At 38.6% G+C, this 14,910-nt stretch carries 10 protein-coding genes and 1 tRNA gene; 10 read left to right on the top strand and 1 reads right to left on the bottom strand.

All coding sequences use genetic code 11. The features are described from left to right. The first annotated feature begins 3 nt into the window (after positions 1-3). The 7 genes from I6U49_RS04660 (at position 4) to bglX (ending at position 11,228) form a co-directional block, all read left to right on the top strand. Entirely contained in the window at positions 4-1,578 is a 1,575-nt protein-coding gene (locus I6U49_RS04660) for a RagB/SusD family nutrient uptake outer membrane protein (protein ID WP_198627785.1), read from the top strand. A 7-nt stretch (positions 1,579-1,585) separates the two neighbouring features. After that, positions 1,586-3,301, top strand: a complete 1,716-nt coding sequence (locus tag I6U49_RS04655) for a LamG-like jellyroll fold domain-containing protein (protein ID WP_198627784.1) — start codon at positions 1,586-1,588, stop codon at positions 3,299-3,301. Positions 3,302-3,508: 207 nt separating this feature from the next. Continuing rightward, positions 3,509-4,840, top strand: a complete 1,332-nt coding sequence (locus I6U49_RS04650) for a glucoamylase family protein (RefSeq protein WP_198627783.1) — start codon at positions 3,509-3,511, stop codon at positions 4,838-4,840. Between the two features lie 25 nt (positions 4,841-4,865). Further along, complete coding sequence (locus I6U49_RS04645) at positions 4,866-6,236, top strand: glucoamylase family protein (RefSeq protein WP_198627782.1); 1,371 nt, start codon at positions 4,866-4,868, stop codon at positions 6,234-6,236. A 55-nt stretch (positions 6,237-6,291) separates the two neighbouring features. Next, a complete protein-coding gene (locus tag I6U49_RS04640) occupies positions 6,292-7,092 on the top strand; it encodes a carboxylesterase family protein (protein ID WP_198627781.1) in 801 nt (266 codons plus the stop codon). Between the two features lie 14 nt (positions 7,093-7,106). Beyond that, on the top strand, positions 7,107-8,921 hold the full coding sequence (locus tag I6U49_RS04635; protein WP_198627780.1) for a family 43 glycosylhydrolase: 1,815 nt from the start codon (positions 7,107-7,109) through the stop codon (positions 8,919-8,921). Between the two features lie 33 nt (positions 8,922-8,954). Then, positions 8,955-11,228 (top strand): beta-glucosidase BglX, encoded by a 2,274-nt coding sequence (gene bglX / locus I6U49_RS04630; RefSeq protein WP_198627779.1) that lies wholly within the window; start codon positions 8,955-8,957, stop codon positions 11,226-11,228. Positions 11,229-11,532: 304 nt separating this feature from the next. Here the strand turns inward: bglX and I6U49_RS04625 are convergent, their stop codons facing one another. After that, complete coding sequence (locus I6U49_RS04625) at positions 11,533-12,432, bottom strand: alpha/beta hydrolase (RefSeq protein ID WP_198627778.1); 900 nt, start codon at positions 12,430-12,432, stop codon at positions 11,533-11,535. A gap of 109 nt (positions 12,433-12,541) precedes the next feature. Between I6U49_RS04625 and I6U49_RS04620 the strand changes: the two genes are divergently transcribed. The 3 genes from I6U49_RS04620 (at position 12,542) to I6U49_RS04610 (ending at position 14,671) form a co-directional block, all read left to right on the top strand. Beyond that, positions 12,542-12,994, top strand: coding sequence for a GatB/YqeY domain-containing protein (locus I6U49_RS04620; RefSeq protein WP_193711587.1), 453 nt, complete (start codon positions 12,542-12,544; stop codon positions 12,992-12,994). A 102-nt stretch (positions 12,995-13,096) separates the two neighbouring features. Beyond that, a tRNA-Arg gene (locus I6U49_RS04615) sits at positions 13,097-13,170 on the top strand. A 235-nt stretch (positions 13,171-13,405) separates the two neighbouring features. After that, positions 13,406-14,671 (top strand): site-specific integrase, encoded by a 1,266-nt coding sequence (locus I6U49_RS04610; RefSeq protein WP_198627777.1) that lies wholly within the window; start codon positions 13,406-13,408, stop codon positions 14,669-14,671. The last annotated feature ends 239 nt before the right edge of the window (positions 14,672-14,910 follow it).

Below are 14,910 nucleotides of genomic sequence, written 5' to 3'. Positions count from 1 at the left end.
GTTATGAAAAAATATAGTTCAATAAAAGTTTTACTACTATGCTTGGTCTTTGGGATAGGGGTAAGTTCATGTAGTGATAAATTAGATGTACGGGAAGGACAATTAAATACCGGTGATCTTGATTATACTGATGCCAGTATTATGGACCAACCTTTAATTGGTGCATATTATGAATTTGCAACTCGAGGTTGGGAAGAACCACTTTTACTTGGTGTAAGAGGAGACGATGTAAATGCCGGAGGGCTGGGAGATCAGCAGCCGTTCACCGATACTGATATGTTTACTTATAATAAGGATTATTGGATGTACAACTCTTTATGGAATGTGCATTACAACGATATTATAAATATGAATACAGCAATTCTTCAACTTGAAAATTTTAAAGAATTTACCAATGCTGAGGATACACAAAGAGCCGATCAATATATTGCTGAAATTAAGGTCTTAAGGGCTTACCTGCATTTTAATCTGGCACGGGTATGGGAAGATGTATTTATTATTACTTCTAATCAGCCCGAAGAAGAGCTGGAGCAGGGCGTTGCTTCTAAAGCCGAGATAATGCAATTTATTTCAGACGAGATGGATGCAGCCATTCCAAATTTACCAGATGCACGTCCTAACGAGCGTACCGATATTAAAGGTGGTGTAACACAATATACTGCTTATGCTATTAAAGCCCTTGCCCATCAGGAGCTGGAAAACTACCAGGAAGTGGCCGATGCTGCCGGTGCAATTATAAGTTCAGGGAAATTTTCTCTTTACGACGATTTTTACCAGTTGTTTAAAAAGCCCGGAGAATTAAGCAATGAAAGTTTGCTTGAAATCCAGTTTTCAGATTATGGTACTGAGGCAGGGGGTGAATTATATCATTTATATGCTCCTTTTGGTCCTCAAAACTGGACACCTGCCAGGGAAAATGCAGAAGCTGGTTGGGGTTTTTATGAGCCTAGTGACAAGTGGATTGAATTTATGATTAATCGTGACGAAGAAACCAGGTTGCAAACAAGTGTACTCTTTACCGATAGAGGTATTGCCGAATTGGAAGCTAATGGTGTAGAAGTACCCGATTTTATTTCGAACACAACACCCTCTGGAGATATTATAAACGATTATGCGCGCGCTAAATTTTCTAGTGGGAAACATTATCTCCCTTCAGTGCAATTAACCGATGGAAGAAATAACTATAGTGCCGGTAAAAATATGATCATAATCCGGTATGCTGAAGTTCTTCTAATGTATGCTGAGGCTGTAACCCTTGGCGCCAGCCCAAATGCCATCCCTGCAGATGAAGCAGTAAATATGGTAAGAGCACGTGCCGGAATGCCAAATTTAAGTGGAGTAACCCACGAACAGGTTTTAGATGAAAAATTTGCAGAATTGGCAATGGAATGGGGAATTAGATATTATGATATGATTCGTCACGATAAGTACGATGAATTAAGCTATGACGGAAGAAGCTTTTCGGCCGCAGACGAATATCTACCATACCCACAGGCACAACTAGACGCATTACCTATTGAAGCTACGGCAGTAAATAGAGATACCCCATTGAACGAGATTTTGCGACAATTAAATTAAGAAGACAATGAAAAGAATAAATAAATATTTTCTGACTCTATTTTTGTTAGTGCTGTTTGCCTCATGCGATTATGATAATATAGATCCGCTAACACAGGTAGACCCTGGAGCAGATGCCGGTAGCCCTGAAGTAAACATAAACTATCCTAATGAGGGTGCCACAATTAAGGTACCCGAGGCTGTAGCTTCTATAAATATTAAATTTGAAGTGATAGATGATATCGAGGTAGATATGATTGAAGTGCTGGTAAACGGAAATCAAGTGGCTACATTCGAAGAATTTCTAGATTATAGAATTGTAAATAAGGAACTAACCTTTGATAATGTTACAAATGGTGAACACACCTTAACTATTAATGCCACCGACATAGCTGGAAATACCACAAGCAAAATTGTAAACTTTAGCAAAGAGCCACCTTATACCCCTAAATATGCTGGTGAATTCTTCTATATGCCTTTTGACGGAGACTTCACCGAATTGGTAAATATTAAAATGGGTAATGCAACAGGAGACCCAACTATTTCTACTGAAGCTTATTTCGGTACAGGAGCTTACAAGGGAATATTAGATTCTTATATAGATGTACCGCTTAATCAGGAAGATCTTGGTAGCGAATTTAGTGCTGCTTTTTGGTACAAAGTTAATGCCGATGATGCTGCTCGTGCAGGAATCCTAGTAGCAGGTGCCAATGAAGAACGCCAGCAAGGTTTTCGCTTATTTAGAGAAGGTTCAGCCGAAGAACAGCAAATAAAACTAAATGTAGGTACGGGAACTGGTGAAAGCTGGAATGACGGTGGAGTAATAGATGTAACCAATAATGAATGGGTTCATATCGCCTTTAGTGTAACTGGTACAGAAACAGTTCTTTATGTTAATGGAATGCCTGTGAATACAGGCGTGATGACTTCCTCTATAGATTGGGCCGGGGTAGAGCAACTTACTATTGGTGCCGGTGGGGATACTTTTAGTTATTGGGATCACAAATCTGATATTAATAGTAAAATTGATGAACTTAGACTTTTTAACACCAGCTTGACTCAGGAAGATATTCAGGGGTTAATTAATGCTTCCTCCATTACATTGGATATGCCTTTTAACGGAGATTTTCGAGATTTGGTTTCAAATCGCGAAGTTTCAGAAGTAGGTTCGCCTGGTTTTGCCGGGGAAAGTATAGAGGGAAATAATGCTTATGCTGGGTCTGAAGGTTCTTATTTACAATTCTCTTCGCAAGGGCTTTTAAGCCAGGAATTTAGTGCAAGTTTTTGGTATAAAGTGAATGCTGAGCCTGAGCGGGCAGGAATAATTGTAATTGGTCCTAAGGATGAAGAAAATCCTGATGCCCAAAATAACAGAACCAGCGGATTTAGACTTTTTAGAGAAGGTAATACACAGGAACAACGTATTAAAGCAAATGTTGGTAATGGTTCTTCCGATAGCTGGAATGATGGTGGAGTAATAGATGTAAATGCTGGTGACTGGGTACACGTAGGCTTTGTGATCACAGATTCAGAAAGTAAAATATATCTGGATGGTGAATTGGTAAATACTGGTACAGTAACTGGCGGAGTAGACTGGACGGGAACAGATATAGTTTCCGTTATGTCTGGTGCTCCAAGGTTTACAGGATGGGATCACCTCGCAGATCTTAGTTATATGGACAACTTGCGTTTTTATAATAAAGCTTTGTCTCAGGAAGAGATACAGGCAGCAATGGCAGAGTAGACCTAAAAATAATGAGAGTTATCTGAAAATATAAAAAATGTCAGTCTGAAAGTCTTTCAGAATTTAGGCTAATATGAGTTATAAATGTAATGTGACAAAAAAACTTTTCAGATAACTTTCTTTTAAACTTGTTTAAATTTTAAGCGGGTCTTATCCTAATTGACTTATAACAGAGAATTTTTTCCTCGATTATTTTAAAACTTTTATATGTATAGGTATTTATATATGTTGGGCTTACTGCTTATTTTTTCTTCCTGCTCCAAAGATAAGGGGCCGGGATATCAGGAACCCTATGATCCTGACGCAGAAAAAGAAGAGGAAGAGAAACTTTCTAAGGAAGAATTGCTGGAAAAAGTTCAACAACAAACCTTTAAATATTTTTGGGATTTTGCCGGAAGCAATTCAGGTTTGGCTAAAGAACGTTCTCAAGCCGATGCTTATGGTGGTGAGGGTGATAATATTGTTACCATAGGAGGTTCTGGTTTTGGACTTGCTGCTTTTCCTGTTGCCGTAGAACGTGGTTGGATAAGTAAAACTGAAGCTATAGAGCGATTAATAAAAATATTAGGGTTTTTAGAAAAAGCTCCTACTTATCACGGCGCTTTTTCCCACTGGTATTTAGATAACGAAGTCCAAACACGGCCCTTTGATGATATGGACGATGGAGGAGACCTTGTCGAAACGGCTTTACTGATGCAGGGCTTGTTAATAAATCGCCAGTATTTTTCTGAAGAAACGCAAATTGTAAAGCGAATTACCAAACTTTGGGAGGCGGTAGAGTGGGACTGGTACACCCAGGGCGAAAACGTACTTTACTGGCATTGGTCACCAACTTATAATTTTAAGAAAGACCTGAAAATACAGGGGTGGAATGAATCACTTATAGTTTATGTACTGGCCGCAGCGTCGCCTACGTTCTCAATTGAGCCAGAAGTGTACCATCAAGGTTGGGCTGCTAATGGTAATATGGTTAATAATAGAGAATATTACGATATTCAACTTCCGTTAGGACCTGGCTATGGAGGGCCATTGTTTTTCGCTCATTATTCTTTTATAGGTCTTGATCCTCGAAATCTGAGTGATCAATACGCAAATTACTGGGCTCAAAATACAGCACATAGTCTTATTCACTATAATTATGCTATAGATAACCCCAGGAATTATGAAGGGTACGGAGAAAACAGCTGGGGTTTTACCGCTAGCGATAATTATGAAGGTTACTCTGCACATAGTCCGGCAAACGATTTGGGAGTGATCACGCCTACTGCGGCCCTGTCTTCTTTCCCATATACTCCCGAAGAATCTATGAAAGCCCTTAGATATTTCTATGAAGATATGGGAGATAAGTTATGGGGGCCTTACGGCTTTTATGATGCATTTTCTGAAGAAGAAAATTGGGTGGCCAATGGATATTTGGCCATAGATCAGGGACCAATAATTACGATGATAGAAAATTACCGAACAGGATTACTCTGGAATCTTTTTATGCAGGATAAACAAATACAAACCGGTTTAAACAAACTGGGGTTTAATTATTAATTCCGAAAATTAAAAATTATACAAAATGACTAACTATAAATCAGTTTTAAGTATTTTTCTTATTGGTTTTTTGCTATTAAGCTGTAAAAATGAATCAAAAAAAGAAGAAAAGGACTTAAACAAAAATAAAACCCTATCCATTTCAAAAGAAGAATTATTGGATACGGTTCAAAAGCAAACCTTGAAATATTTTTGGGACTATGCCGAGCCAAATTCCGGTATGGCCCGGGAACGTTATCACCCCGATGGGGAATATCCAAAAAACGATGCCCACGTAGTAACTACAGGAGGTTCCGGCTTCGGACTTATGGCTATAGTTTCGGGGATGGAACGGGAATGGATTCCGCGAGACTCTGCTGTAGCCCGCCTCGATAAAATTGCCGATTTTTTAGACAATGCACCAAGATTTCATGGGGTTTGGGCACATTGGTTAAACGGAAAAACAGGCGAAACCCAGGCTTTTAGTGAGAAAGATAATGGGGGAGATCTTGTTGAAACTTCATTTTTAGCCCAGGGCTTTATTGTTGTTCGTGAATACCTGAAAAATGGAAATGAAAAGGAAAAAGCAGTTGCCGAAAAATATGATGCGCTCTGGAAGAGTATAGAGTGGGAATGGTATACCAATAATAAAAATGGACTATACTGGCACTGGTCTCCAGAATATCAGTGGGAAATGGATTTTATGATAGAAGGTTATAACGAATGTTTAATTACTTATGTGATGGCTGCTTCGTCTCCAGATCACGCCATTGATGCTAAAGCTTATCACGAAGGCTGGGCGCGTAGCGGAAACATAGTTAGCGATAAAGAAGCATACGGAATTCCCCTGGTTTTAAAACATAATACTAGTGGAGATAAAGCAGGACCGCTCTTTTGGGCACATTATTCTTATTTGGGCTTAAATCCCAAAGGCCTGAAAGATAAATATGCTAATTATTGGGATTTAAATGTAAACCATACCAAAATTAATTATGAATACGCTCAGGAGAACCCTAAGGGTTTTGAAACTTATAACGAAAACTCCTGGGGCTTAACTGCCAGTTATACCAGAAACGAAGATAATGGAATAGGTTACACGGCCCATTCACCCGATAATGATCGTGGAGTGGTTTCTCCAACTGCCGCCATTAGCTCTATTGCTTATACTCCAGAGCTTTCCCTAAAAGCCATGCGTTACTTTTTTGAAGATCAAAACGACTTGCTTTGGGGACCGGCCGGATTTTATGATGCCTATAGTTTAGAAGATGAAAACTGGGTAGCCCAAAGATACCTGGCTATAGACCAGGGTCCTATGGTGGTAATGATAGAGAATTATAGATCAGGACTTATTTGGAACTTGTTTATGGGAGCCCCCGAAATACAGGAAGGACTGGATAAACTTGGGTTCTCTTACTAACACTAAATCTTACAAAAACTTAAATTTTGTAAGATTAATATAAATAATAATAAATATGAAAAATAGGTTTGTACATGTTTTAGTAGTTTTTCTGGTTGCTTTACTAATTGTACCGTCTTCAGTAGGAGCACAGGAAAAAGAAGCTTTTAAAAAGGAGCACTTTATTAAAGATTCTGATACCCTGAAATACCGTATTCTTTTTCCGAAGAATTTTTCTGAAGAAAAAGAATATCCTGTGGTTTTGTTTCTTCATGGGGCAGGGGAGAGAGGTAGTGATAATCACTCACAATTAATGCACGGTAGTGAGTTGTTTCTAAACAATCAGGAAGAATTTCCTGCAATAGTTATTTTTCCGCAGTCACCAAAAGAAGATTACTGGGCAAAGGTAGAAGTGAACCGTGATACCATTCCTTTTCAATTTGGTTATATGAATAAAAAGCCAGCTACAACATCATTACAGTTAGTTATGGAACTGATGGATAAAATAACTGCTGAAAATTATGTGGATAAAAACCGAATTTACGTTGGCGGACTTTCCATGGGAGGAATGGGAACTTTTGAAATAATTTATAAAAAACCTGAAATGTTTGCCGCTGCTTTTGCTATTTGTGGTGGTGCCAATCCTGAAATTGCTAAGGAATATCCCGAAGGATTTAATATTTGGCTTTTCCACGGAAAAAAAGATAATGTAGTGCTTCCGGAATATTCTGAAGCCATGGCTCGATCTATTAATCATTACGGTGGTAATGCCAAACTTTCGCTATACCCAAATGATAATCACAATAGTTGGGACTCAGCATTTGCAGAGCCTAATTTATTGCCCTGGTTGTTTTCATTCGATAAGTCGAACCAATAATAATGAGGGAGAAAATGAAAAAACTTAATTACTTATTTACTGCAGTGATTTTGTTGTTTACGGGTGTTGCTTCTGCACAAAAAACAGAAGAAGTAATCCCGGAAACCTATATCAATCCTTTAGATATAGACTATACCTATATGGTTTACAATTCCCATAGGGATATTTCTTATCGTTCTGGGGCAGACCCTGCAGTTATTGAATACAGGGGGGAGTATTATATGTTCGTTACCCGGTCATTCGGTTATTGGCATTCTAAAGATTTAATAAATTGGGAATTTATAAGGCCGAAACAATGGTTCTTTGAAGGCTCTAATGCGCCAACTGCTTTTAATTATAAAGATTCATTGGTTTATTTTGCAGGAGATCCGGCCGGTTATGGAAGCATTCTGTATACCGATGACCCTAAAAAAGGAGAATGGACACCTACTGCATCTATTTCAACAAATATCCAGGATTCCGAATTGTTTATTGATGATGACGGGAAGGCCTATTTATATTGGGGCTCCTCCAATGTGCATCCTTTAAAAGTAAAGATGCTGGATAAAGACAATCGGTTTATTGAAACTGGTGTTGAAAAAGAACTTATTAATCTTGTAGAAGAAGAGCACGGCTGGGAGCGGTTTGGTGAGAACAATTATCACCCTACTTTAAAAGAAGGCTATATGGAAGGAGCTTCCATGACCAAACACAATGGTAAATACTATTTGCAGTATGCCGCACCAGGTACACAGTTTAACGTATATGCCGATGCTGCCTATGTTAGCGATTCGCCACTTGGGCCATTCACTTATATGAAGAACAATCCCATGAGCTTTAAACCCGGCGGGTTCACTAATGGGGCCGGCCACGGGATTACTATGAAGCAAAAAAACGGTCAATATTGGCATTTTGCAACTATGGCACTGGCTTCTAATTCTCACTGGGAAAGAAGACTTGCTATGTTCCCAACTTATTTTGATAAGGAAGGTTTAATGTACACCATTACCGCTTATGGGGATTACCCACTTTATGGGCCCAAACATCCTACCAAAGCCGGGCAGCATAATGGTTGGATGCTACTTTCTTATAAAGGAAAAGCCACGGTATCTTCTTCGCAAATGCAGATAAGTAAAAGTACCGCTACCGATGGCGATTTTGATATTAAAGAAATGCCATTGGAAAAGAATAGTAAGGGAAAGATAATCTCGAAAGTATTAACCGATGAAAGCCCTAAATCTTTCTGGGTCGCCGAAGCAAATAACGATCAGCAATGGGTAGAGATAGAAATGCTCTCTCCGGGAAAAATTTATGCTTTTCAATTAAATTTTCACGATCAGGAATCCGGAATTTATACCCGAACCGAGGGTTTACGGCATAGGTTTACCCTGGAAGTTTCAGAAGATGGTAAAAACTGGAAAACTATTGTAGATAGAAGCGAAAGCTTTAAAGATACACCCAATGCCTATATTCCACTTAATAAGGCTGTGAAAGCGAAATATGTGCGCTATAAAAATATTGAAGTTCCCGGGAATAACCTGGCTTTATCTGAAATTAGGGTCTTTGGAAAAGGTTTTGGTAAAAAGCCGCCGAAGGTGAAAAACTTCGAAATCATCCGCCAGGAAGACAGGAGGGATATCTCTTTGAAATGGGATGAGGTAAAGGGAGCTCAGGGCTACAATATTCGCTGGGGAATTGCACCAAACAAATTATACCATTCCTGGTTAGTGTACGAGAAGAGCGAACATTTTATGCGTAGCCTGGATCGGGATACAGAATATTATTTCAGTATTGAAGCCTTTAATGAAAATGGGATTTCTAAAAGCTCTGAAGTAGTAAAAGTGAAATAATCAAAAAAAAATAATTTAAAAGAAAAGGAAAAAATGAGGAGAGTTTATCTATCAATGAGTCTTGTAATGCTTATGGGGCTCTCGTTTCTAAATGCCCAGGAAAGAATACCTGAGGTTGAGGAACTATTAACAAAAATGACACTGGAGGAGAAAATAGGTCAGTTAAACCTGGTTACTCCCGGAGGTGGTGTAGCTACCGGATCGGTGGTGAGTGAAGATGTAGAAACTAAAATTAAAGAGGGAAATGTTGGAGGTGTTTTTGGTGTTTCCAGCCCCGAAAAAGTAAGGCAGGCACAGCAATTGGCCGTGGAAAACTCGCGTTTGGGTATTCCTTTGCTAATAGGATCTGATGTTATTCATGGGTATAAAACTACTTTCCCAATTCCACTAGGGCTTTCCTCCAGTTGGGATATGGAACTTATTAAAGAGACGGCACAAATTGCGGCAAAAGAAGCTACCGCCGATGGAATTAACTGGAATTTTTCTCCAATGGTAGATATAGCCCGGGATCCAAGATGGGGGCGTATCGCAGAAGGCGCAGGTGAAGATCCTTATTTAGGATCTCAGGTAGCTAAAGCCATGGTAGAAGGTTACCAGGGAGACGATTTTACTGCACCACATACCATGCTTTCTACGGTAAAACATTTGGCACTTTACGGAGCTTCTGAAGCCGGCCGTGATTATAACTCGGTAGATATGAGCAAGATCAAAATGTTTAATGAATATTTGCCGCCATACAAAGCGGCGGTAGATGCCGGTGTTGCCAGTGCAATGACTTCCTTTAATGATATTCACGGGGTTCCTGCTTCGGGGAATAAATGGTTGCTTACAGATTTGTTTCGTAAACGTTGGGGATTTGAAGGTTTTATAGTTTCAGATTATACTTCTGTAAATGAAATGATTGCCCACGGAATGGGCGACCTACAAGATGTTTCAGTTTTAGCTATAAACGCCGGGTTGGATATGGACATGGTAGGTGAAGGTTTTTTAACCACCCTCAAAAAATCTGTGGAGGAAGGAAAAGTTTCCGAAGAACAAATTACTAAAGCCGCTCGCAGAATCCTGGAAGCAAAACATAAATTGGGTCTTTTAAACGATCCTTATTTATATTCAGATGAAAGCAGGCCTGAAAAAGATATTCTTTCTGAAGAAAACAGAGCGGTAGCCAGAAAAGCAGCAAGACGTTCTTTTGTATTATTGAAAAAGCACGAAAACATTTTGCCTTTAGCCAAAGATGCGAAAATTGCATTGGTTGGGCCATTGGCCAATAACAAAAATAATATGCTTGGAACCTGGGCACCAACCGGTAACCCGCAACTTTCAGTTCCAATTCTGGAGGGCCTAAAGAATGTGGCGCCAAATGCCGAAATTACTTATGCCAAAGGAGCGAACGTTAGCAATGATAAGGCTTTTGCTAAAAAAGTGAATGTCTTTGGCCCACGTATTGAAATTTCAGAGGAATCTCCAGAGGCTATGCTGGAAGAGGCTTTAGAGGTTTCTAAAGATGCCGATGTAATTGTAGCTGTTGTTGGGGAAGCCAGTGAAATGAGTGGGGAGGCTGCCAGCCGTACTAACTTAAATATTCCCGATAGTCAGAAAGAGTTGATAAGAGAACTTGTAAAAACCGGTAAACCTGTTGTGTTGGTTTTAATGAGTGGCAGGCCATTAGTGATTTCAGAGGAAATGAAATTGCCGGTAAATATTCTTCAGGTATGGCATCCGGGTGTGGAAGCCGGAAATGCCATAGGTGATGTGCTTTTTGGAGATTATAATCCTTCGGGGAAATTAACCGCTACCTGGCCGAGAAATGTAGGTCAAATTCCTATTTACTATCGAATGAAAACTACGGGAAGACCTGCGGCATCACCATCTGAATTTCAGAAGTTCAAATCTAATTATTTAGATGTGGAAAATACGCCCGAGTTAGCCTTTGGTCACGGACTTTCCTATACAGATTTTGAATATGGTGAATCTAAGCTAAGTTCAGATAAAATAAGTGCAAACGAAAGTATTACAGTTACCACTACGGTGACAAATACCGGTAATTTTGATGGGGAAGAAGTGGTGCAGCTGTATATTCACGATAAAGTGAGAAGCATCACGCCACCTAAAAAAGAATTAAAAGCATTTAAGAAGATACGCCTAAAGAAAGGCCAATCTCAAGAAGTAAGTTTTAAAATTACTGCGGAAGACCTTAAGTTCTATAACGCAAACCTGGAATTTGTAGTAGAACCCGGCGAATTCGAATTTTTCGTAGCCGGAAGTTCAGACCACGAATTCACCGGAACTTTTACTGTAGGGGAATAAAGTTTTTGTTTTTTATTGGTACTGCCAAAGGCTGTAATACCTCAAGGTAGTTTATTAATGCAAGTTTCCGGGAGGTGCCCTACTGCTCCCGGATTTCAAATCCCGCTTCGGCGGGATTTTTAATTGGCACCGCCAAAGGGTGTAATACCCCGAGGCTTGCCTCGAAATTAAAAATTTGTTTTCAACGAATGCCTCGTGGGCTTGCCCCGAGGTAGTTTACTAATATACTGCGTTGTTTTTCAATGCAAAACTCATCTTACTCGATAATCGAGATTTAATACTCCCGGGCCTGCTACGAGTTTATTTACTTATAGACTTCAACTTGTTTGCTTTCCCCATTTAAAAACACCGATTTAAAAAAGTTGAAAACCTCAGGTAGATAATCAAATGGCATTCCTGCGTGTTCGTGTTTTCCGCCATTAAAGCTATACAGCATATAAGCAGTGTCTAATTTTGCCAGTTTTTCGGTAATTGTTTTAGAGCCGTCTAGCATAATATAGCCCGGTTGGGCCGGGTCACACCAATGGTGTGGGGCGGAAGCATAGGGCACAAGGTTGTCTTTGGTGCCGTGAAAGAATACTCCGGGCACAGCATTTTGCCTAGTAATATATCGTGCATCTACAACGGCACCGGCCAGGGAGAAAACCCCGGCAAAATTTATTTTCCTATGTTTTGTAGCATCTTTAAACATTAAACGATCGTTATAGACTGCATTCAATACCGCTTCGGCCCCGGCGCTACTTCCTCCAACAATTACCTTTGAAGTATCTATGTTGAATTCCTGCTTGTTTTTTATCATAAAATCTACTGCATCCATAAAGTCTTCAGCAGCCAGTTTAAATGTTTCAATCTTTCCGGAAGCTTTATAATCGCAGCCAAAAGATTGTCCTTTTCGGGTAAGCCTGTAGGAAATTTGTACAGCAACATAGCCTTTTTTAGCTGCATTTTCAGCAAATTTTACTTCGGCGGAATTGGTTCGGCTGCCGCCTGAGAATCCACCACCGTGCATAAAAATAATCACAGGCCTTTGCTGCATGGTATCCTTTTCTGGTTGGTAGATATCTAGTTTTAATTCCTCACTGTTTTTAATAGCATAAGTTCTGGTTTCTTTGGTTTTTAATTCAAAAGAATCGTTTATAAATCGCTCCTGTGCTGAAACAGAAAAGCTTAGAAGAAGCAGGGCGCTAATAAATAGGTTTTTCATAATAAAAGCTATGTTTAATAGTTTGAAGATACTTAATTTTCAAAGGACAATAAGTGTGTATTTTAATTTTAATATTTTATCTTCGCTGCAGAAATAAGACTTTTAAACTATGAGTTTACAGGATAAAGTAATGGCAGAGATGAAGGCCGCTATGAAGGCTAAAGACAGCGAAAAGCTAGAGGCTTTACGTTCGGTAAAAGGTGCTATTCTACTGGCAAATACCGAAAGTTCTGCAAAAGATGGTTTAACTGAAGATGAAGAATTAAAGCTTTTACAAAAACTGGTAAAACAACGTAAAGATAGTGCTGCGATTTACAGGGAACAAAACAGGCCAGACCTGGCTGAACCTGAAGAAAAGCAAGCTGCGGTAATTGCGTCTTTTTTACCTGAACAGTTAAGTGAAGCTGAAATTGAAGCAAAAGTAGATGAAGTAATTGCTAAAACCGGAGCCAGCGGAATGCAGGATATGGGAAAAGTGATGGGAATGGCAAGTGCTGAATTGGCGGGTAGAGCCGATGGCAAGACTATTTCTACCATTGTTAAGAAGAAATTGAGTAAGTAATTTTCAAAATAAATTTGAAAAGAAATATTTTTTAGTTTCGCAAACTGCAAACTGCAAACTGCAAACTGCAAACTGCAAACTGCAAACTGCAAACTGAAAAACGGCCCCGTGGCGCAACTGAATAGCGCATCAGATTTCGGCTCTGAGGGTTGCAGGTTTGAATCCTGCCGGGGTCACTTTTAAGATTAATAAATCTTATCAAAACCGCGCAAATCTTATGATTAGCGCGGTTTTTTAGGTTTTGGGTTTTTATTTTATTTGATAGTATTCAAATTGTAATGAGAACTAAAAGGTTACCTTAATTTTCAAATGTAACCTGAGGTTACATATAAGGTAAAAGCTTATATTTGAACTTGTATTGTTGATTTGACTTCATCTGAATATTAAATGTTTAATTTAAAGATGACAGCAATGCGAACTAAAAACACATTTTCAGTACATTTTTGGGTGAAACCCACAAATGAAAAGGTTAATCAGGGAATTATCTATGCCAGGATAACGGTTAACCAACGAAGGGTACTTGTCAGTTTAAAACGTAAAATTTCATTTGATTTATGGGATTCTTCCAAAAAGAAAGTAAAGGGAACTTCCTCAGAGGCTAAACAAATAAATCATTATTTGGATTCTGCAAAATCCCGAATTTTCCAATGTTACCAAGAATTGAGTTCAAAAGGAAAGAAAGTAACCGCTCAGCTAATTAAAGCCACCTACCTGGGAGAAGTTGAAAACTCTAAATCACTTCGAGATCTTATTGAATACCATTCAAGAAAAATCAAGAACACGCACGCTGCAGGTTCAATTCGAAATTATAGAGTTTCTGAGAATTACTTCTTTAAATTTTTGAATAAGGAACGGAAAACCTCTGATATTTATCTAAAGGAACTCGACTATAAGTTCCTCTGCGATTTTGAAGATTTTCTTGGTAGTTACTATCCAAAGGGGCATCCAAAAGCTATGGGACATAATACCATTATGAAGCATATTCAGCGCTTACGAAAAATGGTTACACTAGCTTATAATATGGAATGGTTAGATAAAGATCCTTTTCGCCGTTGGAAAAATACTTTTGAGAAAAAAGATCGGGAATTTTTAACAGTTGGTGAGTTGTCTAATTTGGAAACTTATGAGTTTCTAGTAGAAAGGCTTGACCGTGTTCGCGATTTATTTGTCTTCAGTTGTTATACAGGTATAAGTTATGTGGATATAATGAAATTAACCCCAGATAATATTTCCATAGGAATTGATGGGAATAACTGGATTATTACAAAGAGACAAAAGACTAAAACACCTATTAAAGTTCCACTACTGGAGCCTGCCTTAGAACTAATCAAAAAGTATGAGAATCACCCAATGACTATTGTAACTGGCACCTTGTTACCTAAAATTACTAATGAAAAATTAAATGTCTATTTAAAAGAAGTTGCTATTCTTTGTGGAATAAAGAAGAATTTAACCTTTCATATGGCCAGACATACATTTGCGACTACAGTAACTTTAAGCAATGGTGTGCCCATAGAAACTGTATCTAAACTCTTAGGCCATACCAAAATTTCCACGACTCAAATTTATGCAAGAGTTTTAGAAAACAAAGTAAGTCAGGATATGAATGCTTTACGCGGAATTCTAAAAAGGAAACAGAAAGACAGTACTTCGGAAAATCCGAATCTAGCATCTTAAAAATTAATTAAATAAGGATAAAAAGGAAGAAATTTCTATTCTTCCAGATGTTCTTCTTAATTAAAAATAATTTTTAAACCTATAATATTATTTTGTAAATTTCTGATGCCCAATTTATTGGAAGTCGAAAGTGAGTTTTCTCAGTAAGAATTATACTACAGGCTGTAAAACTTTAGAATAGATACTCCCTATTTTCTATTCGAAAGGCACGTGATTTATAAATCAACGACCTTTTGAGA

The sequence above is a fragment of the Salegentibacter maritimus genome (assembly GCF_016236915.1).
Taxonomy (GTDB): Bacteria; Bacteroidota; Bacteroidia; order Flavobacteriales; family Flavobacteriaceae; genus Salegentibacter; species Salegentibacter maritimus.
The sequence above is the reverse complement of the archived record's forward strand: the minus strand, read 5'-3'. Positions and strand labels throughout refer to the sequence as shown.

Coding starts and splice junctions, on each gene's coding strand:
- I6U49_RS04635 (WP_198627780.1), top strand. CDS start 7,107: ATGAAAAAACTTAATTACTTATTTACTGCAGTGATTTTGTTGTTTACG.
- I6U49_RS04640 (WP_198627781.1), top strand. CDS start 6,292: ATGAAAAATAGGTTTGTACATGTTTTAGTAGTTTTTCTGGTTGCTTTA.
- I6U49_RS04620 (WP_193711587.1), top strand. CDS start 12,542: ATGAGTTTACAGGATAAAGTAATGGCAGAGATGAAGGCCGCTATGAAG.
- I6U49_RS04650 (WP_198627783.1), top strand. CDS start 3,509: ATGTATAGGTATTTATATATGTTGGGCTTACTGCTTATTTTTTCTTCC.
- I6U49_RS04625 (WP_198627778.1), bottom strand. CDS start 12,432: ATGAAAAACCTATTTATTAGCGCCCTGCTTCTTCTAAGCTTTTCTGTT.
- I6U49_RS04645 (WP_198627782.1), top strand. CDS start 4,866: ATGACTAACTATAAATCAGTTTTAAGTATTTTTCTTATTGGTTTTTTG.
- I6U49_RS04610 (WP_198627777.1), top strand. CDS start 13,406: ATGCGAACTAAAAACACATTTTCAGTACATTTTTGGGTGAAACCCACA.
- bglX (WP_198627779.1), top strand. CDS start 8,955: ATGAGGAGAGTTTATCTATCAATGAGTCTTGTAATGCTTATGGGGCTC.
- I6U49_RS04655 (WP_198627784.1), top strand. CDS start 1,586: ATGAAAAGAATAAATAAATATTTTCTGACTCTATTTTTGTTAGTGCTG.
- I6U49_RS04660 (WP_198627785.1), top strand. CDS start 4: ATGAAAAAATATAGTTCAATAAAAGTTTTACTACTATGCTTGGTCTTT.